General features: G+C 31.5%; 20 protein-coding genes. 11 read left to right on the top strand and 9 right to left on the bottom strand.

Annotation, left to right across the window (positions count from 1 at the left end; all coding sequences use genetic code 11):
• Positions 1-61: 61 nt before the first annotated feature.
• From MBM09_RS05525 to MBM09_RS05515, 3 genes are all read left to right on the top strand, one after another.
• On the top strand, positions 62-586 hold the full coding sequence (locus MBM09_RS05525) for a hypothetical protein (RefSeq protein ID WP_238675847.1): 525 nt from the start codon (positions 62-64) through the stop codon (positions 584-586).
• 874 nt (positions 587-1,460) lie between these two features.
• A complete protein-coding gene (locus MBM09_RS05520; RefSeq protein ID WP_238675846.1) occupies positions 1,461-2,102 on the top strand; it encodes a hypothetical protein in 642 nt (213 codons plus the stop codon).
• A 159-nt stretch (positions 2,103-2,261) separates the two neighbouring features.
• Positions 2,262-2,735, top strand: a complete 474-nt coding sequence (locus MBM09_RS05515) for a hypothetical protein (RefSeq protein WP_238675845.1) — start codon at positions 2,262-2,264, stop codon at positions 2,733-2,735.
• Between the two features lie 51 nt (positions 2,736-2,786).
• Here the strand turns inward: MBM09_RS05515 and MBM09_RS05510 are convergent, their stop codons facing one another.
• Together MBM09_RS05510 and MBM09_RS05505 are read right to left on the bottom strand one after the other, a co-directional pair.
• Positions 2,787-3,779 (bottom strand): DUF6695 family protein, encoded by a 993-nt coding sequence (locus MBM09_RS05510; protein WP_238675844.1) that lies wholly within the window; start codon positions 3,777-3,779, stop codon positions 2,787-2,789.
• Positions 3,772-4,497: an NRDE family protein gene (locus MBM09_RS05505; RefSeq protein WP_238675843.1), complete on the bottom strand. Its 726-nt coding sequence runs from the start codon at positions 4,495-4,497 to the stop codon at positions 3,772-3,774. Before MBM09_RS05505 ends, MBM09_RS05510 begins: the two co-directional genes overlap by 8 nt.
• Positions 4,498-4,648: 151 nt before the next feature.
• On the opposite strand from MBM09_RS05505, the gene pruA reads away from it, so the two are divergent.
• From pruA to MBM09_RS05485, 4 genes are all read left to right on the top strand, one after another.
• Positions 4,649-6,277 carry an L-glutamate gamma-semialdehyde dehydrogenase gene (gene pruA, locus MBM09_RS05500; protein WP_238675842.1) on the top strand — a complete coding sequence of 543 codons (1,629 nt, stop codon included), beginning with the start codon at positions 4,649-4,651 and terminating at the stop codon, positions 6,275-6,277.
• A 176-nt stretch (positions 6,278-6,453) separates the two neighbouring features.
• Positions 6,454-7,749, top strand: a complete 1,296-nt coding sequence (locus tag MBM09_RS05495) for a S9 family peptidase (protein WP_238675841.1) — start codon at positions 6,454-6,456, stop codon at positions 7,747-7,749.
• 153 nt (positions 7,750-7,902) lie between these two features.
• Entirely contained in the window at positions 7,903-8,250 is a 348-nt protein-coding gene (locus MBM09_RS05490; RefSeq protein ID WP_238675840.1) for a YciI family protein, read from the top strand.
• Positions 8,251-8,297: 47 nt separating this feature from the next.
• Positions 8,298-9,491 (top strand): RNA polymerase sigma factor, encoded by a 1,194-nt coding sequence (locus tag MBM09_RS05485; RefSeq protein ID WP_238675839.1) that lies wholly within the window; start codon positions 8,298-8,300, stop codon positions 9,489-9,491.
• Positions 9,492-9,498: 7 nt separating this feature from the next.
• On the opposite strand, the gene MBM09_RS05480 is transcribed toward MBM09_RS05485, so the two are convergent.
• Positions 9,499-14,427, bottom strand: a complete 4,929-nt coding sequence (locus tag MBM09_RS05480; RefSeq protein ID WP_238675838.1) for a LamG-like jellyroll fold domain-containing protein — start codon at positions 14,425-14,427, stop codon at positions 9,499-9,501.
• Between the two features lie 303 nt (positions 14,428-14,730).
• Between MBM09_RS05480 and MBM09_RS05475 the strand changes: the two genes are divergently transcribed.
• Positions 14,731-15,690 (top strand): tetratricopeptide repeat protein, encoded by a 960-nt coding sequence (locus MBM09_RS05475; RefSeq protein ID WP_238675837.1) that lies wholly within the window; start codon positions 14,731-14,733, stop codon positions 15,688-15,690.
• On the opposite strand, the gene rsmG is transcribed toward MBM09_RS05475, so the two are convergent.
• Positions 15,691-16,320, bottom strand: coding sequence for a 16S rRNA (guanine(527)-N(7))-methyltransferase RsmG (gene rsmG, locus MBM09_RS05470; protein WP_238675836.1), 630 nt, complete (start codon positions 16,318-16,320; stop codon positions 15,691-15,693).
• A gap of 142 nt (positions 16,321-16,462) precedes the next feature.
• Between rsmG and MBM09_RS05465 the strand changes: the two genes are divergently transcribed.
• Positions 16,463-17,563 (top strand): acyl-CoA desaturase, encoded by a 1,101-nt coding sequence (locus tag MBM09_RS05465; RefSeq protein WP_238675835.1) that lies wholly within the window; start codon positions 16,463-16,465, stop codon positions 17,561-17,563.
• 22 nt (positions 17,564-17,585) lie between these two features.
• Positions 17,586-18,770, top strand: a complete 1,185-nt coding sequence (locus MBM09_RS05460; protein ID WP_238675834.1) for a pyridoxal phosphate-dependent aminotransferase — start codon at positions 17,586-17,588, stop codon at positions 18,768-18,770.
• Positions 18,771-18,820: 50 nt separating this feature from the next.
• Here MBM09_RS05460 and MBM09_RS05455 read toward each other — a convergent pair whose 3' ends face one another.
• From MBM09_RS05455 to trkA, 5 genes are all read right to left on the bottom strand, one after another.
• Entirely contained in the window at positions 18,821-19,087 is a 267-nt protein-coding gene (locus tag MBM09_RS05455; protein ID WP_238675833.1) for a hypothetical protein, read from the bottom strand.
• Between the two features lie 11 nt (positions 19,088-19,098).
• Positions 19,099-19,362: a hypothetical protein gene (locus MBM09_RS05450; RefSeq protein WP_238675832.1), complete on the bottom strand. Its 264-nt coding sequence runs from the start codon at positions 19,360-19,362 to the stop codon at positions 19,099-19,101.
• Positions 19,363-19,577: 215 nt separating this feature from the next.
• Positions 19,578-19,832, bottom strand: coding sequence for a hypothetical protein (locus MBM09_RS05445; RefSeq protein ID WP_238675831.1), 255 nt, complete (start codon positions 19,830-19,832; stop codon positions 19,578-19,580).
• Between the two features lie 163 nt (positions 19,833-19,995).
• Positions 19,996-21,489, bottom strand: coding sequence for a TrkH family potassium uptake protein (locus MBM09_RS05440; protein WP_238675830.1), 1,494 nt, complete (start codon positions 21,487-21,489; stop codon positions 19,996-19,998).
• 92 nt (positions 21,490-21,581) lie between these two features.
• On the bottom strand, positions 21,582-22,931 hold the full coding sequence (gene trkA, locus MBM09_RS05435; RefSeq protein WP_238675829.1) for a Trk system potassium transporter TrkA: 1,350 nt from the start codon (positions 22,929-22,931) through the stop codon (positions 21,582-21,584).
• 198 nt (positions 22,932-23,129) lie between these two features.
• Between trkA and ubiE the strand changes: the two genes are divergently transcribed.
• A complete protein-coding gene (ubiE, locus tag MBM09_RS05430; protein WP_370569725.1) occupies positions 23,130-23,798 on the top strand; it encodes a bifunctional demethylmenaquinone methyltransferase/2-methoxy-6-polyprenyl-1,4-benzoquinol methylase UbiE in 669 nt (222 codons plus the stop codon).
• Position 23,799: the final 1 nt, after the last annotated feature.

Genomic DNA, 23,799 nt, shown 5'->3' with positions numbered 1-23,799 from the left:
TCGGAAAATCCTCGCACACAAACACGCAACTTTCCTTATACATAAACGTTAGCATACATTTATGAAAAGCATAATCCTAATAATTTTAACATTGAATTTATGTTTGGTTTCCTGTAATAAAAACAATCATACAACATGGAAACCTAAATATTCTGATTTCGATTTAGAATTGGTTTTCAATGACAAATGGGAATTAAGCAAACCAATTGATAATGATGATATGGTTCTAGTCATGCTGAGTGATTCAACTGATTATTCTTCTTTTTCCGTAAAAATAGAGCCTGACTTCTCCAAAGATTTAATATCCGACAAGGACTACTTTGAAGGAATAAAAATACACTTTTTAGACCTTCCGGAGAATCAACTTATCAAAGAAGATTACACAAATTTTCAAGGCATTGAATATAAAAGATTGATATTCTTAATGAAAAGGGATTTTGGTGAAATGACTCATACTATTTATACGTATCGTAATGAAAAAAAGGTAATCAATATTAATTTCTCTTATCCTAAAAATTTGATTGCGAAACCGACCGAAAAAATCCCTTTGAAAATTGAGGAATTATTAAACAGAATGAAAATATAAAAAACGTATGCTAACATTGTATATAAAAAATTGCTATTTTGTGCTTAACCAATGTGAGTTGCTTTGTTTGCTTGCATCTGATTTTCCTTCGGAAAATCCTCACACACAAACACGCAACATTTCATATACGTAACCGTTGTAAAACATTTGACCAAACAATACGCTGAATTGAAAAAACTCAAATCTGACTTCACGATAAACGAAATTGGAAAGTTCCAATTTTATAGCGGAATTGCAATCGGAATCGGATTTAGCTTAATTTTTAATTCATTACTTCGAGTATTTTTAAAAATGTGCAATGTTGGAGAAATTATCACAGACTTGAGCTGGTCGAATTTCTATAGTTATGAATTCTCAATTTATTATTTGACTTTAATTGGTTTTACTTCAGTTGGATTTTCATTTTGTTTCACAACTTATTTGTGGATGAGCAAACCTTTTGGGACTAACAGAAAGAAAAACATAAGATTGAGAATGGCTCAAACTAATACGATTTGGATTTTATTTGGAACATTATTTTTTCTTTTGCGATTGTTTTGGTTTTTTGCTGGAGTAGATTTGACAATTGAAAAGGACTTTGCTTATTTGGGATTTATGTTTCCGATATTTATTTATTTGTATTGTTGGAATTTAATTTCGGATATTTATAAAAGTAAAAAACCGTTTCTTTTGACTTCGTTGATTGTAATATTTGTCGGAATTATATTGAGCGGAATTTAAAAATAATAAAAAACGTTTTACAACACCGTATAAAAAAATTGCTAGTTTTAGCTAAACCAAAGTTTGTTGCTTGTTTGCTAACTTCTGATTTTCCTTCGGAAAATCCTCGCACACAAACACGCAACTTTCCTTATACATAAACGTTAGCGCAAATTTGAGAAAAATATTATTCATATTGACCATTTTGATTTTCCAGCAAAGTCTTTACTCACAAAAGGAAATAGTTGGAAAAGTGGAATTTTATAAATCAGAGGCTACCAAATTCGCATTATTTAGAGACACTGATGACAGATACACCAAAAATCTAAATAAAAGAAAAAGCAAAATTCAATTATTTCAAAAAGACAGCTTAACCGAAGTGGAAACTGACTCATTAGGGAATTTTAAAATTAGTGTTTCTTTGAAAGATTCAGTCAAAATTAAAGTAAATGAACATTCACCCTTTTTTAACGGACAATTTGAATTTGAAACTAAAGATATTTCGGATACATTAAAACTTCGCATTTCCGACAGAAAAATAGCAATTCACAGAGATTCTGTTCTTGAACCTGAATTTCAAAATAAATATAGTGAACTGCAAGCTAAAATAGATTTCAAAGCTAGAAAGCAAAACATTCTATTAGTTGGTTATGATTGGCCAACAGATGAGACGACGCAAAGACGCGAAGAAATAGCTGAAACTTATAAAGTGGATTATGTTTACATATTTAATCCCAGCCAAAGTAAAATGCGAATTATATACAGATATAATCAAGTAATGAGACAACTGATCGGAATTAATAAAAACGTGTGGTAACACCATATAAAAAAATGCTGATTTTAGTTAAACCAAAGTTAGTTGCTCGTTTGTTAACTTTTGATTTTCCTGCGGAAAATCCTCGGACACAAAACCGCAACTAAATCTTATACATAAACGTTGGTAAACATTAAAACTCAAACCTTAAATTGAATCTCATTGAAAATAAAAAGAAATGAATTAATTGGTTTTTTCGGTTTTGGAATATTTTCATATAAGTTTATTTCTAGCTTAAGTTATAGCTTTACCGATTTCACAAAGGATTTACTAATTTCATTAGACTCCCAACCTTATTGGGTTTTTTGGATTTCGGAACTAGTTGGCCTTATCCTTTTTGTTATATTAATTAACAATCTAATTAATTGGATTTTTGATAATTATAAAACAATTTGCGAAAACATTCTAAAATATCTTATTTGGAGTTTTTCTGCCTATTTCATTATTCAAATTGTTCAAATTTCGTATCCTTCAATAAAATCATTTTTTGAATTTGGAAAAGAAAACGTAGGATTCACAGAGTACTATGGATATTTAAGAAAAAACTATATTTTATATTTTACACAATCAATATTCTATTATTTAGGAGAGATAATTACAGTTATTTTGATTTATAATAAAACAAAGAACGATTAAAAACGATTTATCAACAACACGTTTAGTTTGTTGTTTTTAAGCCTCATCAAATCACCCAACTCTCTCAAACCTATAAACACGTTCATTCTGCTTTACATGAAAAAATTTGCAGTTGGAGTAGTGTATAAACTCAAATTCTAAATCGTAATCAAACGAATCGTCATCAACAACAAACTTTTCATGAATATCAATATTTCCGTAAGGCGAAATACGCTTAAAATGATACTCTACATCATGCCCTACTTTATGCAACTCAAACCACGCTCCTGCTGCAATGCCAGATAACCATTGTGCTTTTTCATGCAAATCATCAACTGGTTTAGGATGTAGTGTTCCCACAAAAGTTGGCTCATGGTCTTTTAACTTATCTAAAAAACAACGGATGTTTTCACTTTGTTGAGAGCCTTCAAATTTTGATATTTGTCCAGCTTCAGATACTTCAAAAACATAATCTTCAGTATCAGCTAAAACCACATTACCAACTGTACTTGGTGTAAACCATTTAGAGTTTTCAAGTTTCTTTTTAATCCTTTTATCTGTTACAGAAGCAATCAAACTATCGGTTACAAAACGCGCACAATTACAAGCATCCTTTATAAATGCCGCATAACGAATAAAATGCTTGTTTTGCATCATTGTAATATGTGTTCTGGCTTTTTGGTAATCTACCGCATTACAAACTGATGCTACTAATTTTCCATCGCCATGAGTAAGTTTTGGGTGTGTTCCAAGAAATTCCAGAATAGCATCAAGGTTTTTAATCTGGTCGTTTTCTATTTCGGCTTTTAACGGAAAGTGTAATTCGTTATCAGTATCTCTTCCTCTAACTCTTCCAGAAGGTTCGGGCGTGATGTAACGACCAAAATCGTGATACTCTAAAACACCGTTTTCCTTATTAATTAAAACCAATGCTGCATGTCCTGCGCGTAAATAATTCTTTTTACCAACGCCTAAATAACGTAAATATGGAGAAAACCATTCTTCAGAAACCATAACAATAGTATCTGGGTACGCTAATGTTAAAATAATACCTGTACTACTCATTAATTATTTGAGGAATGTAGAATGTTTTGTTTGAAATTGTTTTGTTTTGAAGACCTTCGTAATGCATAGCTATAGCGTCATTTTGTTTTTCAACTTGTGTGATGCTTGTGGTTTTTACAAAACCACGATTCATTATAACACCATAATCTTCATTACCATTACCGGATTCTTTATGGAATTTTAATAAAGACTGTGCACTTAAATTATTTTCGGCTTTAAAGCTTTCAAACCATTGTAATCGTTCTTTTTTCATAGTCGGATTATAAAGTGTTGATGACGACCAAATTTTTGGCTCCAAAGGTAATTCTGAAATATGTTTTTGGTTACCATCCCAAACCAATTCATAGAATTGCAATGTAGAATTCCAATCTGCAATTACCATTGTAAACGGTTCTATATCCATTAAACTATAGGTTTCAATGGTTGTAATAACATTTTCAGAAACCATAAAATCTTTGGCAACAACACCTCTACTCTTTCTATATTCTGCTTTTCTAACATGGCATTCAAAAGCGCCATTAAGCACACAAACCAATCTGTTTTTATCACTAACCCCAATCCAAGTACCACCAGAGAGTTCATCTTTTGGAAACAGCAGTTTGGTGTTTTCTACCTGATAAAAATCTGGAGCAAGCGATATTCTATTTGGCGCTTCATCTCTATTAGATGTTAACACAAAATTATTTTCCGCTTTAGGAATAATTGTAACCGTACACATAAAAAATGTAGTCTTAAAATCGATTTGCAACTTACAAAAATAAACTAAATATTAACAGTTATTTGACAGTAGAACACACACTATATTGATTTAAAAATTCTTAAATTTGTGACCTATTTACTGAAAATTCAATAACAAAAAATCAAAAATCATGGGAAAAGGCTTTTTTAATGTGCCAATTGCGGTTAACGAACCTGTAAAATCTTATGCTCCAGGATCTCCAGAAAGAGATGCTGTTCTTAAGGCTTACAAATCAATGTTTAACAGCAAAGTGGATGTCCCTTTATATATTAATGGTGAAGATGTAACTACTGGAAATACCAGAACCATGTCGCCACCTCACGACCACAAACATGTGGTTGGAACATATCATGTTGCAGAAAAAAAACATATTGATGATGCTATTGCAACTGCTTTAGAAGCTAGAAAAACATGGTCTCAAATGCCTTGGGAACAACGTGCGGGTATCTTTTTAAAAGCAGCCGAATTAATTGCTGGACCATACAGAGCCAAAATAAATGCTGCAACTATGATTGCGCAATCTAAAACCATTCATCAAGCTGAAATTGATGCGGCCTGTGAGTTTATAGATTTCTTGCGTTTTAATGTGCAGTTTATGACCGATATTTACATGGAACAACCAGAAAGCACAAGTGATGCTTGGAACCGCGTTGAATATCGTCCGCTTGAAGGTTTCACCTATGCTGTTACCCCGTTTAACTTCACCGCAATTGCTGGAAACTTACCAGCTTGTATGGCGTTAATGGGTAATGTAGTAGTTTGGAAACCTAGCGATAGCCAAGTATATTCTGCAAAAGTAATTATGGATGTATTTAAAGAAGCAGGTGTACCTCCAGGAGTTATAAACGTTGTTTTTGGCGACCCAGTTATGATTACAGAAACGGTATTATCTAGTCCAGATTTTTCTGGATTGCACTTTACAGGATCTACATTTATTTTTAAAGAACTTTGGAAACAAATAGGAACAAATATTCATAACTATAAAACCTACCCAAGAATTGTTGGAGAAACTGGTGGTAAAGATTTTATTGTAGCTCACAAATCGGCTAATGCAAAACAAGTCGCTACTGCTATTGCACGTGGTGCTTTTGAATTTCAAGGGCAAAAATGTAGTGCTGCTTCTCGTGCTTACATTCCAAAAGGTTTATGGGCAGATGTGAAAAAATATCTTTTAGAAGATGTTAACTCATTTAAAATGGGTTCTCCTGAAGATATGAGCAACTTTATAACCGCAGTAATTCACGAAGGCTCTTTTGATAAACTGGTTAAATACATAGACCTAGCTAAAGCAGATAAAGATGCCGAAATTATTGCTGGTGGAAATTATGATAAGAGCAAAGGGTATTTTATTGAACCTACTGTTATTGTTACAAGTAATCCAAAATACACCACCATGTGTACTGAGTTATTTGGACCAGTAATTACTATTTATATTTATGAAGATGACGCTTACGCGGAAACTTTAAAATTAGTAGACGAAACCAGTGAATATGCATTAACTGGAGCCATTTTATCTACAGATAGATACGCTATAACACAAGCTACTGAAGCTTTACAAAACAGTGCAGGAAACTTTTATATAAATGATAAACCAACAGGCGCTGTAGTTGGGCAACAACCTTTTGGTGGTGCTCGTGCTTCTGGAACTAACGATAAAGCAGGTAGTGCACAAAACTTATTACGTTGGGTATCGCCAAGGTTAATTAAAGAAACCTTTGTAACACCAACAGATTATCGTTATCCGTTTTTGGGAGAATAATAAATTCCTTTTTAAGAAAAGGATCTCTATTTAACTCTTAATATTTTAAAAGCTATTTCTTAATTGAAATGGCTTTTTTTTGTTTTTTTGATATTCTCAAAAAAAAGCCGAACTTCACCTAACTCGGAATATGGGTAACTGAACTATCTATATCCTAAAATTAGAAACAATATATTATGAAAAAAAAACTTATTATCTTCATAGCATTTGGAATATTTTCATGCAAACCAAACCCTGAAACCAAAGTAAGTAACAAAACGGGGGATTTTAGGGGTATAATTGAGTACGGTAATTTTTCTGATAAGATACTATTTGAAATAGAAAGCGATTCTATTAATTTTAAAGCTTTCTTCACGAGTTTAGAGCAAAATGCCAACCGAATTCCATTTCAAAATGTTGAAGTAAGCGATGATTCAATAAATTTTAAGTTACAAAGTGATTTTTACACTTACTCTTTCAAAAATAAATGGATTGAAAACAATAATAAGCTTCAAGGTTCACTTACTGTTGACACCATTAAAACCTACTATGTATTAGAAAAGGAACTTATAGATGATAGCAAAACACCCAAAAGTGAGGAAATTAGTTTTGAATCCAATGGATTTACTTTAAACGGGACTATTTTTCATTCAAGTAATAAAGATAAAGCTCTAATAATTTTAACTTCTTCTGGAAATGCAGATCGAAGTGCTTCACGTGCAGAAGCCCTATTATTTGCGCAAATGGGATTCACTACTTTTCATTATGACAAAAGAGGTACTGGGAATTCCGAGGGTAATTGGGAAGTTGCAACAATTGAAGAATTATCTGCAGATGATATCAATGCTATAAAATATTTTTCTGACAAGACTGGTATTCCATTTAAGAATATTGGAATAAAAGGTAGTAGCCAAGGAGCCACAAAAATCCCTTTTATTTTAAGTAAAATAGAAAACCTTGAATTTGGAGTTGCGGTAAGTTGTCCTGGAGTTACTCTACTAGAAAGTGATTTGAACTATTGGACAAATAGAAACACTAAAGTTTTAGGAGATGAAATTGAGGATGCAACTGCATTGCAACGAAAGGTATTTAAATTTATAGCAGGAGAACTATCTAGAGTAGATTTAGAAAAGGCCATTGATAATGAAAAATCAAAATCATGGTTTGCTAATATTTGGATACCAAGCTTAGATGAAGTTCAAACAGATAAAAAACTTCTATACAGTCCAATTCCTTACTTTGAAACAACAAAGCAACCAGTCCTTATTCTGCAAGGGAAATTAGATGAAATAATTCCTTCGAATAGTCACGAACTCATCGCTAATGCACTTACAAAATCAGGTAATAAAAATTTTAAAATTGTTTTATTAGATGGAGCCTCTCATTCCATCTACTATGTTGGAGAAAGCGATTTCCCTTATTGGTCAAAAATCCATCCTAATTATTTAAAAACCATTCAAGATTGGATAAATGATCTTTCTAATAAAAAATAAACATCATTAAAACAGTCTCTTTTATTCAAATCGTTAAGCAAAGTTTAAAAAATTATATTTCTATTTCCACACTAGTTTAATAAATTTGAAAAACCTGTCCCCTTTTAAATCTTGATAAACGTCTTAACCATATAAACCAAACACAAAACAATTATGAAAGATTTTATGATGATTTTTATTGGAGCTGATTACACCGATTTAGGGCTTTCACCTGAAGAATTACAAACCAGAATGGGAAAATGGTTTGCCTGGGGCGACAAAATGGAAAAAGCAGGCATTTTAAAAGGTGGTGAAGCTTTAACGCCACAAATTAGACGTATTGTTGGTAAAAACAGAACAGTTACCGATTTAACCTCAGCCGAAGCCAAAGAAATTGTTGGTGGTTATTACACCGTTAAAGCCAAAAATTTTGATGAAGTTGAAAAAATCGCCCAAGATTTTCCAGATTACGATTTGGGAGGCACCGTGGAGATTCGTGAAATTATGGTTTTTGACCACTAATGGAACCCAAACTCATAGACCATCTTTTTCGCCATCACAGCGGGAAGATGGTTTCTATTTTAACTCGAATTTTTGGGCTTAAACATCTCGAAATTATTGAAGATGCCGTACAAGACACCTTTATAAAAGCTAGTTTAAGTTGGAGAAACAACCAACCAGACAATCCAGAAGCGTGGTTAACACAAGTGGCTAAAAACAGGGTTTTAGATATTTTTAGAAAACTAAAAACCGAACAAAAATATCTTCCAAACATCAATCAAGGAACGGACGCCATTGCCATAAACGAACTCTTTTTAGATACTGAAATAGAAGACGCTCAACTCCGCATGATTTTTACAGCGTGTCATCCAAAACTGGATCCAAGAGATCGTATTTCGTTTGCTCTAAAAACGGTTTCTGGTTTTAGTATTAAAGAAATTTCATCAGCTTTACTTACCAAAGAAGACACTATTAAAAAACGTTTAGCAAGAGCACGAAAAGCCATTCAACAATCGCAATTAAAATTTGAAATCCCACAAGGAAAAGCATTACAAAAACGGTTAGACAGTGTTTTGGAAGTACTTTACTTGATTTTTAATGAGGGTTTTCATTCAAACAAAAAAGACAAATTAATACGTTCAGACTTATGCGGAGAAGCTATTCGGTTAACACAACTCCTTTTAAAAAATAAAAACACTCGCAATTCGGAAGCTTATGCTTTGTGTGCATTAATGTGTTTTCATGCGGCACGATTAGAAACAAAAACCAATGCCGAAAATGAAATTTTAGATTTACAGCATCAAGATAGAAGTAAATGGTATTTTCCTTTAATTCAACTGGGAAATAGTATGATGAACAAAGCTGTTGAAGATAAAACGCTTTCCTGTTACCATTACGAAGCCGCTATAGCTGCCGAACATTTAAAAGCTACTCGTTTTGAAGACACTAATTGGGATAAAATACATTATTGGTATCAATGTTTAAATAGATTACAGCCTACACCAATTCATGTTTTAAATATGGCAGTAGTTTGCATACAAAAACAAGATTACCATATGGCAAAAATTTATCTAAACGATATTAAGTCTGATGATTTTGAGCAACGCGCTTACTTGTATTATGGCACCAAAGCTGATTATTTCATTAAAACTAATAATTCAGAAAAAGCTAACAAATACATTGATTTGGCTTTAAAAACGGTAACGAATGTTCTTGAAAAAAAACATCTTCAAAAAAAGAAAGAAAATTTGTTTAATGAATAACTATTAATTATTCAATAACTATTTTTTTATTAATCAATCCTTTTTCAGTTTCAAGCTTTACTATATATATTCCAGTTACTACATTTAACTCAACAGATTCGTTTAATGAAGTTGACTTTAAATTAGTACTTAAAATTTCCTGACCTAGTATATTGTATAGATTAACACTAGAAATATATAAACCATCTTTATTTATTATTTTTAATTCCGAAGAACCTAAATCGTAGTAAAACAATACTTTGTTAGCGATAATACTTTCTTCAACACTTAATGACATGTTGTTTTGCTGAAATACTAGCTTATATCTATCATTATATTCACCAGGTTCTAAAAACACATCAAAAGCACTGTCATTAATTTTATACGTTTCTTCTGTAATGCTATCTTTAATAAACACTGAAGTGCTAGTATCTATATTTTCTAATGCATCAAGTTTAATACTAGCTATACCAGCCTCTTTAACTTTTATACCTAAAGAAAATTCTTGTGATGCATCAAAAGTATCAACTCCTTGTATAACAAACTTTTTACTATTTATATTCCAATACATATCTTCTTCAGCTACATCTGCCATAAATGCATCGTAACCTAAATCAAATTCCATTGAAGCATTTTTATTTGCTCCTAAAACTATTTGCCTATGATAACCTAAAGGCGAACTATACATTAGTTTAATAGTGGGTGTAACATCTATATAATTTGCGTTTGAGTTATTTTTCTTTTTACTAGATACTGATTTGAAAAACAATGATGCTGCACCATCTTCAGCTACATAAACGCGTTGGCTATTTTTAAATACAATATCTCCTCCATCAACAGTTAAAACTGGTGTACCATTATCATTATCAAAACCATCTAGTACCGTAGATACAAAGAACCCTTGGTTTACAGGAATATATTGCCCTGGCACTTTTGTTCCTGTGGTTAAATCATTATTTAGTCTGGCATCATTTGAAATAGCTACTGCCCCGCCTGTTAAATTTCTGGTAGCATAACCACCTACATAATCTTTTAATACATGCGAATCTTCTTGCCCGAAATGATCCCAAAAATAAAGTGCACCATTAAAAATAGTTCCTGTTGAATTATTACCACCATCTGCAATACTCATGTTGTCTAATATAAATTCTGTAGCATCAATTGCTGATGGGTATGGATTTCCAATTAATCGCTCTACTTCTCCAGAAGATTTATCTAATTCTAAAGTAATATCTCCATTATTTGGCAATCCTACAAATACATAATTTTGTTGAGTAGAAATTGGAATTAAAGCTGAACCTCCAGTTCCTTTCATGGTAAACCCTTCACCAGGTAATAATGACGAAGACTCACCTATCTTTGACCAAGCATAATAATCATCTGCAACACCATAAAACTTATATAACCATTCTGTACTAATAGTTCTTGCAAAACCTGGTGGCGGAATAGAACCACTTCCATTTGGTGATGCGTTATACAATAGCGATTGGTATGAGCTAGAAATAGTTCCATCGTTTAAAACACCAGAAATTGTATGGTTTGCATTTGTGCTTGCAATTCCTGTTCCTTTAGTAGCACTATTACCCGTAATTGGACCAACAGAAGATGACCAATAATTATAATTAAAACCACTTGCAGTTCCTTGTTGGTCACGTTCAATATAACCACCACTATCTATATCAATAATACTTCCTTCAGTTTGTACTAATTGAGATTCACCAACTAAATCTATAACACCATCTAACTCTAGATAATGTGTAATAGTTAGTCCTTGTCCAGAATTTGTTTCATCTTGAACATCTACTGGGTCTGATATTTTTAAAATCCCATCAGTTTGAATTAAACCTAAAAGAGAAATATCTCTATCACCAGAATCAATATCATGAGATATTTGAACAATATTCCAATCTATAATTGTAGAACCATCTAAACTTAAAGCATTTGGAATAATTTGATCTGCACTGTTGCTCCATGTAGAAGCGGCATCCCAATCTCCACCACTTGCCGAAATATATGGTACTGGTATAGTTTGATTATCAATTATGGTTTTATCTTTAATAAGATATTTTAAACGTAAAAAGTTTCGATTATTTGTTAAACCTTCAACTGTAGAACCATAAAAAGAATTAAAATCGTAATACGCTTTTAAATTACTCCATGGAATAGAATTTACCTCATTACTTAATGAGGCTTGTGGTAATATCTTACCGTTTACATAATCTGTTCCACTAACATCAAATCTTTCAATTTCTTGATTCATAAGGTATCTTACCTGAGCTTGCGTAAGCTCTTGATCCCATACATAAACCTCATCAATTTCTCCTAAAAAGTAATTTGAAATGTTATTTTTATCTACAAAAAGTGCGCCTACAGAAAATCTATTAAAATTAGGTGATGGAGGATTTACATCGTGTTCAGACTTATCTAGCACACCATCAACATACAAATATATTGTTCCACTTTTATAAACAAAACTAATTTGGTGCCACTTATTATCATTAAGAACCATGTTTGAAATAAATCGTGGAGTAACATCATCATCAAGCATAATTTCTACTTGATGCGAACTGTTTAATCTTAATTGTAATTTACTTCCTTTAGCCATAACTGTTCTTGTTGAAGTTTGACTAGCATCTGCTTTTACCCATGCAGAAATTGAAAAAGCATTAATATTTAAGTTTAAAGCATATTCGCCTACCAAATAATCTCCTGCCTCAATATGTATAGAATGATTATCTGATAATTTACTTGCTTTACCAAATGTAAAATATTTAGTACCATTAAAATCATACCAGGTTTGAAGGTTTCCTGAGCCATCAGATTTTAAAGGAACAACATCTATAATATCTGCATCTGTGAAATTATCGTTATCTGCAACAATTAACACATATTCTTCGTCTGTATTTAAAGTAAAACTACTAAAGGCGTTTGATGGTATAGAAACATAAACATTTTCCACATCACTAGTAACTTCAGTAGATTCAATTATTTTCCATTGCCTTAAAATTCTGGTTACTGAAGATGTTAAACCTGTATCTATAGTTACCGTATTACTTCCACCTGATGTAATTGCTAAGTTATTAGATCCCCAAACTAAAAAATCGCCGTCATTAACAAACTCATTTGTATTTGCACTATTAGTAGTAAACACCCCATTTAAGCCAATAGCAACTTCATTGGTATCATTTAATGTTTTTGATTGTTTTTGATTTAAATCTGAAATTGAATCTTTCCCAATTCCAGCTACGTGATAATTATAACCTGTGTTAACTGCAACATCCCAAACTTTAGTACCAAAAGAGTTAATATAATCCTTCTGAGCTTCATTAGTTGCTCCTAATGTAATACCATATTTAATAGCCAAATATGATTCAATTTTTTGTCTAGCAGCATCTGGCACACGTTCTGCAAATGTGAAAATTTCTGCCACCCTGCCATTTAAACTTCCTTGGATATCAAAATTTCTACCAATCCAATATTCTGTTCCCAATACAATAGGAGGTCCTGGTGTTCCTACGTTTACAAAAGCCACATCGTTAACTGAGGTTGTTGTTAAAACATTGGAGTTATATAAAATATCTTGTCCTGTTGGTGAAACAAAAGCATTATTTCTAACGTTAATTATTCCTGCATTAGAGTAACTACCACCAATTACCGCTTCTCCATTAAAACTTCCACCTCCTGAAACGTCTTGATTATAAGATAATGTTTCATTAGTAAATTCTGATGAATAATCTCCAAAACCAATACCTGTAATATCACTTGCACTACCCGACGAAATACCTGAAAACACAGTACTTCTAGTAGAAGAACTATTTATACTTACATCAGGAATCATAACTATAAACACATCTTGACTATAAAAACCATTGCTTGAATTGTATAAATATTGCTCAACGGAAGCTCCATCGTTTTCAAACTTAATTACAGGATTAAAATTTATATTATCGGTAGCATTGTCTAAATAAGTAGGTTGATTACTAGCAACAGGTTGTTCTGCATCTTTACCATTTGATCCTAAATCTGACCATAAAGACACCTTAGATCCGGTTTCTGTAATTCCTCTAGTTGACTTTAACCAAAGCCTAAAATCAGCCGTAACACCTCCTGGTCCTGGAATATTAAAATCAAACATTTCTGCACTAACATCAAAAGTAAATGTAGTATTGTCTGAATTAGAAATACTAATTGTAGAAGTTAAAGTTCCTGATCCAGCAAGTGGCCCTATAAATGTTACTGGGAAAACAACAAAATCTCCCGGAGCTATACTCACTGTATAAAATGCAGGCGTAACAAAATCTGATAATATAACATAAGGTGTTACAGTAAAATCACTAAGTGAACTTGAAATTGCAGAAATATCAAGTGGACAACTTCCCGTATTAGAAATTATATAATTTCTAGTAACCACACCGGCCTCTTCAACAACTCCAAAATATGTACCGTTAACACTTGATATTGTTGTTGATCCATTTAAAATATCTGCTGATGGGCTACCTCCAAGTACTGAAATTACAGGAGAAGAATTCACCTCCAAAGTAAAAGTGAAATTTGCTTGATTTTTAATTTCAATGGTCACAAGGGTAGACACCGTTGCACAATTACCACTAGTATTTTCAATTGAAAAATCTAAATCCTTATTACCATTACCTGGGCAAGTATCTTGTTTAATTTTTCTTTTAACATTATTAGGCGAAACATTAAAATTTGTAACATCTGCAACTGTTACATTTTCAATTTCCAACCTATTACTATTACTACATGCTGCAGTTTCAACATTGGTAATCCTAAAATCCAGACTAGATCCAGCATTAATTGTAATTGTAGAACCTTGCGTAACAACTGCATCACCAATTATTTCAACCTGAATAATTTGGGCATTTCCAATAGAAAAAAACAGTAAAAAAAATATAAATGTATTAGTTTGAAAAAAATTGAGGGGTAAAAATCTTCTCATATAAATTTTAGATTTGGGGGATTAAATTTTGTTGAGAGACTTGTAATTAATTATTATTATTTTGTAATAATACTATTACTTTTGTTTGTAATACAAATATATTCGACGAAATGCATGAAATTTTTATTTTTGTATATTTTTACTTACAAAAAACAAAGCGTATTTATTAAACTATAAATTGGTTATAATTACTAATTCTATAAAATGAATAAAAAAAGATATTTATTCTTAACAATAAATAAATAAAAATAATACTAACTTTATTACGTAATAAAATGGCATATTATTTGTTGCATTTAAGCTATGAAAAAAATTATTCTTCTACTACTCGTTACATGTCCAATACTAAGTTATGGGCAAACAAATAAGATATTTAGGCTAGCTCAAAGAACTTCTGATTTGAACGAAAAAATAAAACTATTAACACAAGTAATAGAACAAGAGCCTAAAAATTTAGACGCTTACTTTTATAGAGCTATTGCAAAAAATGATTTAGGCGATTACTCTGGAGCCATTGTAGATTATTCTAAAATAATAATTGAAGAACCTGACGCGGATACCTATTACAACAGGGGAAATTCAAGATACAGTATTAAAGATTTTACAGGTGCTAAAGAAGATTACGCAAAGGCTTACATGCTTGATGAGAATTTTATTGATGCCCTTTACAGTTTAGCTTGTGTTAAATTAGATTTAGAAGAATACGAAACTGCTATAGAAGATTTTACTAGAGTAATTAAAACAGCCCCAGACCACTCAAAATCATACACACTAAGAGCTAAAGCTTACACAGCTTTAAAAAAATATCAAAATGCTTTAGAAGATTATAATTCTGCCATAATTATTGAGCCCAGTGTAGACACCTATTACAATCGTGGTGTGTTTTTTATGGATATTAAGTATTATAAATTGGCAAATGATGACCTTTCTATGGCTTTAAAAGCTAACAAGAATAATGCTTATGCTTATTTTTATCGTGGCGCATCCAATCTGTTTCTAAAAAAATATATCGATGCTATTTCAGATTTCTCAAAAGCTATAGAGTTTGATTCTATGGATTTTGACGCTTACCTTGGTTTAGCCATGGCCTACAATGAAGTTAATGATATTGAAAAAGCCAAACAAAATTTTGATAAAGCTAACGCTATACTTTTATCAGGTGAAGCTTTATCAACTATTGAGCAATACAAAAATACATTTTGGTTTCATAGCCAATATGCCTACTTCAACGAGCATGTTAACGAGTTAGTTAAGTTGAAATAATTACCCTCTGTATTTTATTGGTAAATGAACCACTTTTTTGGTTTCGTAAAAATCTTCAGTAAAATAATCGCTCAAATTATAAATGGTTGCAGTTCTGTAATCTTTTAACTCCTCTGTTAAATCACCTCCTTTTAAATAAAGAATACCATTTTTAAGTTCGTTATTTTGTTGTTTAGCTATTTTACCTTTAACCCAATGCACAAAGGTTGGCATTGCAGCCACTGCTCTGCTTACAATAAAATCGTAAGTATCATTTATATCTTCTACTCTACTGTGTGTGGTTTTAATATTGGTTAAACCCAAGCCTTCAACAACTTCGTTAACAACTTTTAACTTTTTAGCAATGCTATCTACTAAATGAAATGAACATTCAGGAAATAGAATAGCTAAAGGTACTCCAGGAAAGCCACCTCCAGTACCAACATCAAGAATTTTACTACCAGCTTTAAATGGCATAACTTTTGCAATACCTAAAGAGTGTAACACATGACGTAAATAGAGTTCGTCTATATCTTTTCGAGACACAACGTTTATTTTTAAATTCCAATCTTGATAAAGCGATTCTAATTGTTTGAATTTATATATTTGGTCTTCTGTAAGATTAGGGAAGTACTTTAAAATAAGATCCATTCTTGTTAAATTTTCAACAAAAATATACTTTTATATACATATTTTTACAAAAAAACGTTATCACTTAAATTCCTTTATACCTATCTTTGTACCATATGCGATTACTAAGATAGCATAGATAAATCGCATAAAAATTAATAGTATGACTAAACAGACATTATCATTTTCAAGAACAGATTCCGCTAAATTTTTTAGAACCCTTAACAAACGTGTCAACGATTATTTTAAAGACAACAATGTTAAGCGTACTGGAAATTGGAAAATATGGGTTAAAACAGTTGTGATGTTTTCATTGTTTTTAACACCTTATTTTTTAATATTAACATTAAGTATTCCTGGTTGGGCACAATTACTATTAACTGTTGTTATGGGAATTGGTATGGCAGGAGTTGGAATGAATGTTATGCATGATGGAAACCATGGCTCATTTTCTAACAAAGAATGGGTTAACCGTTTAATGGGAAGCAGTATTTATATTCTTGCTGGAAATGTTTACAACTGGAAAGTACAACATAACGTTTTACATCATACTTACACTAATATTCATGGTCACGATGAAGATTTAGAAGCTGGTAGAATTTTACGATTCACAGAACATTCTGAATGGAAATGGCACCATAAATTTCAACACTATTATTCTGTTTTACTTTATGGCTTACTAACTATAAATTGGGCAATTACTACAGATTGGCAACAAATGAGTCGTTACATGAAACGTAAATTATCTTATGGTAAATTCCCTAATCCAGTTTGGAATTGGAGCAAATTAGTTATTTCAAAACTTATTTATATCGGTATTTGGATTGTAATACCTATGGTGTTTTTAGAAATTGCTTGGTGGAAAATATTATTAGGCTTTTTTATAATGCATTATACTGCTGGTTTAATTTTAAGTGTTGTTTTTCAATTAGCGCACGTTATGGAAGATGCCGAAATGCCTCTACCAGAAGAAAACGGCACCATGAAAAACACTTGGGCAGTTCATCAACTTAAAACTACCATTAACTTTGCAACTAAAAACAGATTAGTTAACTGGTTTACTGGTGGATTAAATCATCAAGTTGAACATCATATTTTTCCTCATATAAGTCATGTTCACTATACTAAAATATCAAAAATAGTAAAGGAAACAGCCAAAGAATTTAATTTACCTTATAACGAATATAAAACCACACGTAAAGCTATAATTGCACATTTTAAGCATTTAAAAGAAATGGGCACGAAACCTGCTTTACAAGTCTAACCACATATTTATTTATCATTAAATGCAATTACTTTCAGACAGAATTTTAAACATGGCTACGTCTGCAACGTTGGCTATGGCTGCAAAAGCCCGAGAGCTTAGAGGCGAAGGAAAAGATATTATCGGTTTAAGTTTGGGAGAACCAGACTTTAATACCCCAGATTTTATTAAAGAAGCCGCTATTCAAGCTATAAATGATGATTATAATTCATACACACCTGTTGACGGTTATGGTGAGTTAAAAGAAGCTATAATCACAAAGTTTAAGCGTGATAATAATTTAACATACACGCCTGCACAAATTGTAGTTTCTACTGGAGCAAAACAAGCTTTAGCAAATATTGCTGGTGTTATGCTGAATAAAGGTGATGAAGTGATATTGCCTTGTCCGTACTGGGTAAGTTATTCTGATATTGTAAAGTTAAACGATGGTGTTCCTGTTGAAGTAAAAACTTCAATTGATACCGATTTTAAAATGACGGCTTCTCAACTAGAAGCTGCTATTACGCCAAACACCAAAATGCTTTGGTTTAGTTCTCCTTGTAACCCAAGTGGTTCTGTTTATAGCAAAGCAGAATTAAGAGCTTTAGCTGATGTTTTAGTAAAACACCCAAATATTTATGTAGTTTCTGATGAAATTTACGAACATATAAACTATGTTGGTGGTCATGCTAGTATGGCTCAGTTTGAAGATATGTATGACAGAACCATTACCGTAAACGGTGTTTCTAAAGCTTTTGCCATGACCGGATGGCGAATTGGATATATTGGTGCTCCAGAAAAAATAGCCCGTGCATGCAACAAAATGCAAGGTCAAATTACAAGTGGTGCAAACTGTATTGCACAACGTGCTGTAATTACTGCTTTAAACGAATCGCCTTCGCGTGTTCAATACATGATTGATGAGTTTAAAGTGCGTCGCGATTTAATTCTAGACTTATTAAATGATATTGAAGGTTTTAAATCTAACACACCAGAAGGTGCGTTTTATGTATTCCCTAACATTTCATATTACTTTGGAAAAACACTTAGAGGTAAAACAATAAATAATGCTACCGATTTTTCACTATACCTATTAGAAGAAGCTCTTGTAGCAACAGTAAGTGGTGAAGCTTTCGGTAATCCTGATTGTATTCGTATTTCGTATGCAGCTTCGCAAGAACAAATAATTGAAGCTATTAAACGTATAAAAGAGGCTGTAAGCTAATTTAAAACTATAAATAATTTTGAGAAAGCCGCTATTTATTAGCGGCTTTTTTAATGTATCAAGTAGAAAATAAATATTATTAAAGCTAAAATAAAAACTACAAATACTATTGATTGTTTTATTAGTGCCTGTTTATTTTCTCTTCTAATTTTATTTTTAATTTCTAATAATTGTTCTGGTGTAGCTTTAGGTAAATTTTGAAGTTTACTTTTAGACCAATCAAAACTACCAGAAGTTTTTCTGAACCTTTTACTCTTATCAAGCATTATTGACTTATTACTTTTAAGAGTACTTAAAAATGATTCACCAAATGGCATATTATTAAATTTTAAAAATAATATATAAATACTGCTAATAAAATTAGCATAACTAAAGTAACCGCTAAAAACTGCTTAACTCTAATTTGTTTATGTTCTTGTTTTAACTTATCTCTAAGTTTTTTTAATTCGTAATCTGTTGCATCAGAACTTTTGCCTTCAAACTTTTTAGACTTTTTTCCAGACAATGTATTTTTTAGTTTACTCCTTTTTGATAGTAAACTTTTATTATACTTGATTGATGATATCGCAGATTGTACAACACCAAAGCTCATAATTTCTAATTTTTAAAAAGTGTAACATTTAAGTTTGGTAAATAAATTAGCTTTTCCACAAACTTGAATTTGTGAAAACATAATTTAAAATTGTAAAAGATTAATTTGAGTATAACTCAAGATGATCAGTTGAAAGGTCTAAAAAAAGCTGCTTTAAATATATGTAGCTATTTCATTAAAAATGTTACACCTTTTTTATTTTCAAAAATTAAATTCTAAAAAATTATTAGAAATATAAGTGCGAAAACTGATACTTTTAAAGCTGTTTCAATACCTGAAGTGATTTGATATTGACGACTTTTAATACGTTGCTTGATAGCAAATATTGATTTAGACGTTGTGTTTTTTAAATTTTCCTTTGCTATAACTTTATAGTTTGAGTTTAAAATACCTTCTGGTTTAATGTATTTTTCTAATACAATGGGTTCAGGTAATGGTTGTAAATCTTGTGTTGTTAATACTAATTCCATGATTGATGATTTTTAATTGGTTATACAAATAAGACGTATAAACCTTTAAATTGTTACATCAAACAATTTTGTAAGCCTCTAAGAACCAATGCAAAAACTCTGAAAATATTTGATTTTACTAATAAATTCAAATATTTAAAAAAAATTAAAAATCTTTAAAAATTTACCTGTTACGCCAGAAAAAAGGCGTCAATAAAATAAGTACAGTAAACAATTCTAAACGGCCAATTAGCATTAAAAAAGAAGCCCACCATTGTGCCAAAAGAGGTAGTGCAGAATAATTATTTACAGGACCAAAATCACCTAATGCAGGACCAACATTTCCTAAAGTTGACGCTGCTAAACCAATAGCTGATTTAAACTCAATTCCGAACATAGAAAACACTAATGCCCCAACTATAAACGATAACATATATAGAATAAAGAAGCCTAAAATATTAAATACAATATCACCTGAAATAGCTCTTTTATTATAGCGCACCGGCAAAATAGCATTAGGATGTAATGTCCGTTTGAATTCTAAAAAGCCATTTTTTATCAATATCAACTGTCTTACTACTTTAACACCACCCGAAGTACTTCCTGCAGAACCACCTAAAAACATGAGTCCGAAAAAGAAAACCACTAAAAACGGTGTCCATAATGTATAATCTGCAGTAACAAATCCTGTAGTTGTAATAATAGCAATAACCTGAAATAAGGCATGTCTAAAAGCACTTTCAGCTTCACCCCAAACCATTGGATGGGAAATTGAAGACACAGAAACATCAGCTCTAAAATAAATAATAACAGCCGCAATTGCGGTAAAAATAGCAATGAATTTAAAATATAATTTAAACTCTTCATCGTGTATTATTTTTTGAACTTTACCTTTAAATGCAAAATAACTAAGTACAAAGTTTGTACCCGCCAAAAACATAAATAATATGATGATATATTGAATAATAGGTTGTCCATTCCAATACGCCACACTAGCATTTTTTGTTGAAAATCCACCTGTTGAAAGCGTACATAATGCATGATTAATAGCATCAAAAAAAGACATACCTGCTAAACTTAATAATAAAGTTTCAGCAGCAGTATAGCCAAAATAAATGAGCCATAATCGTTTTGCTGTATCGGTAATTCTAGGGTGTAATTTATCTGCACTTGGCCCTGGCGCTTCTGCAGCAAAAAGCTGCATACCACCAATACCCAATAATGGTAAAATGGCGATAGCCAAAACAATAATACCCATTCCTCCTATCCAATGCGTTAAACTTCTCCAGAACAATACCCCTTTTGGTACCGCTTCTATATCATTTAAAATAGAAGCACCTGTTGTGGTGTAACCAGACATGGTTTCAAAAAAAGCATTGGTAAAATTGGTTATACTCTCCGTAAACACATAAGGCAATGTACCAGATAACGACATGATAATCCAACCAAAGGTTACAACTATATAACCTTCACGTTTATTCATCTCTTTATTATGATTTCTGGTAAAAATCATAGCAAGTAATCCAGCTACTAACGTTGTAATGCCCGCTAAAAATATTTGTAAAGTAACTCCGTCCTTATAAATTAAACTTATAAGTGCCGACAACAACATAAAACCACCATTAAATAACAGCAGTAATCCTAAAAAATGAAAAATTATTTTGTAGTTAAGTTTCATGTGTTATTATCTATTTTCGTAAAAGGTCACATGTAATATCCTTTTAGGACGTTTTGTAGAAATCATATTTTTTTTACTTAGGATATTTCATTTTAACGGAACAGTTTTTCAACACCTTTAATAGATTGCAGCAAACTACAAACTACTACTCTATCACCTTCACGGATTTTAAAATCGCCTAAAGCTATAACACCTAAACCATTTCTTATCACACCACCAATAATTGCAGACCTTGGAAAATCTACATCTTTAATATACTTATTACAAATAGCCGAAGTTGCTTTAACTTCAAATTCTAATAATTCGGCATTCATATTGCTAAGTTTTGTCATAGCAACCACTTCGCCTTTACGAATATATCTGAATATATTATTTGCCGCTAAAAGCTTTTTATTTATCAGTGTTTCAATACCTACCGAGTGAGAAAGCTCAAAATAATCCATATTTTCTACTAAGGCAATGGTTTTTTTAACACCTTTAGATTTTGCCACTAAACAAGACATGATGTTGGTTTCAGAGTTTTCACCTACAGCAATAAAAGCATCCATATCGCCAATATTTTCTTCATCTAATAAATCAACATTTCTACCATCACTATGTATTACTAAAACTTCTGGTAAATCATCGGCAATATCAAAAGCACGCTCCTTATTTTCTTCAAATAGCTTCACATTGAAGCCTTTACTACTTAAATCTCTGGCAGATTTAAACCCAATTTGACTGCCACTTAAAATCATGACATTCTTTATTTCTCTATTAGCTTTTCCGGTAAGTCTACAAAGTTCTTCGGCTCCACCTTCTGAAGTAATAAATACTACATTATCGCCTCTTTTAAACTCAGTATTTCCGCGAGGAATAATAGTATATTGTGTACCAAAACGCTGAATTGCTATAGGCACAAAATGTATTTCTGGGAATATTTTTGCCGCTTCTTTAACTGTTTTTCCAACAAAGGAAGCAGATCTAGACAAGGTCAAACCCACCATGGTTAGTGCGCCTTCTTCAAACTCGTAAGTATCATTAAAAGAGGATTGTTTTAATGATAATTCAATCTCTGAAGCCGCTAAAGATTCTGGTGAAATTAACTCGTCTATACCAAATTTAGTAAACCCAACCTCATCTTTATGATTAATAAATTCTGTATTGGTAATTCTGGCAATAGTTTTTTTTGAACCTAATTGTTTCGCTAAAACACATGCGGTAATGTTTGTAGTTTCACTAGCTGTTACCGCTATAAATAAATCGGAATTCTCAACCCTAGCATCTTTTAATATACGAATAGAAGTAGCATCACCTCTAATAACCTTTATATCTAAATGTGTATCAGCATAGGCTAAACTGTCTTTATCAGTGTCTATTAAGGTAATCTCTTGAGATTCGTAAGACAATAATTTAGCTAAATGAAATCCTACTTCACCAGCTCCAGCAATAATAATCTTCATTATTTGTGTATCATAAAAAGTAGCACAAATATACTATAATTTAGATATTGCATCATTAATTTAATTCGATATAATTATTTAAAATCCAATTGGGTATTACTTTCCTAAAAGTTTATCTTTGACAAAAAAATTACAGATTTGACAAAAGTAAAGCCTTATAAAAACAGTGATTTAGGTAAAAAAGAACAGGTTACCAAAATGTTTGATACCATTTCTGGAGATTACGATGGTTTAAACCGCGTAATATCTTTTGGAATTGATATTAAATGGCGTAAAAAAGTAGTTAAAATAGTTAAAGAAAGTAATCCTGATACTATTCTTGATATTGCTACCGGAACAGGTGATTTAGCTATAAATTTAGCAGAAACTAATGCCAGTAAAATTGTTGGTTTAGACATTAGTAGCGGCATGCTTGAAATTGGTAAAGAAAAAATAAAAAAGAAAGCGTTAGAATCTAAAATAGAAATGATTTTAGGTGATAGTGAAAACATGCCTTTTGAAGACAATACTTTTGATGCCATTACTGTAGCATTTGGTGTGCGAAACTTTGAAAATCTGGAAAATGGTTTAAACGAAATTCTTAGAGTTCTAAAACCAAATGGTGTTTTTGTTATTTTAGAAACTTCTGTACCAAATAAATACCCGCACAAACAAGGCTATAAATTTTATACTAAAAACATTTTACCTTTAATTGGTAAAGTGTTTTCTAAAGACAGAAGTGCTTATAAATATTTATGTGAATCTGCATCTGTTTTTCCATATGGTGAAGCATTGAACAATATTTTACGAAAAATTGGGTTTACTAATGTTGAAGATTTTCCACAAACATTTGGTGTGGCAACAATTTATAAAGCATCTAAGCAGTAAT

It is taken from the genome of Flaviramulus sp. BrNp1-15 (assembly GCF_022259695.1).
In the GTDB taxonomy this organism is placed as follows: domain Bacteria; phylum Bacteroidota; class Bacteroidia; order Flavobacteriales; family Flavobacteriaceae; genus BrNp1-15.
This window is presented reverse-complemented; position numbering and strand designations above follow the sequence as displayed.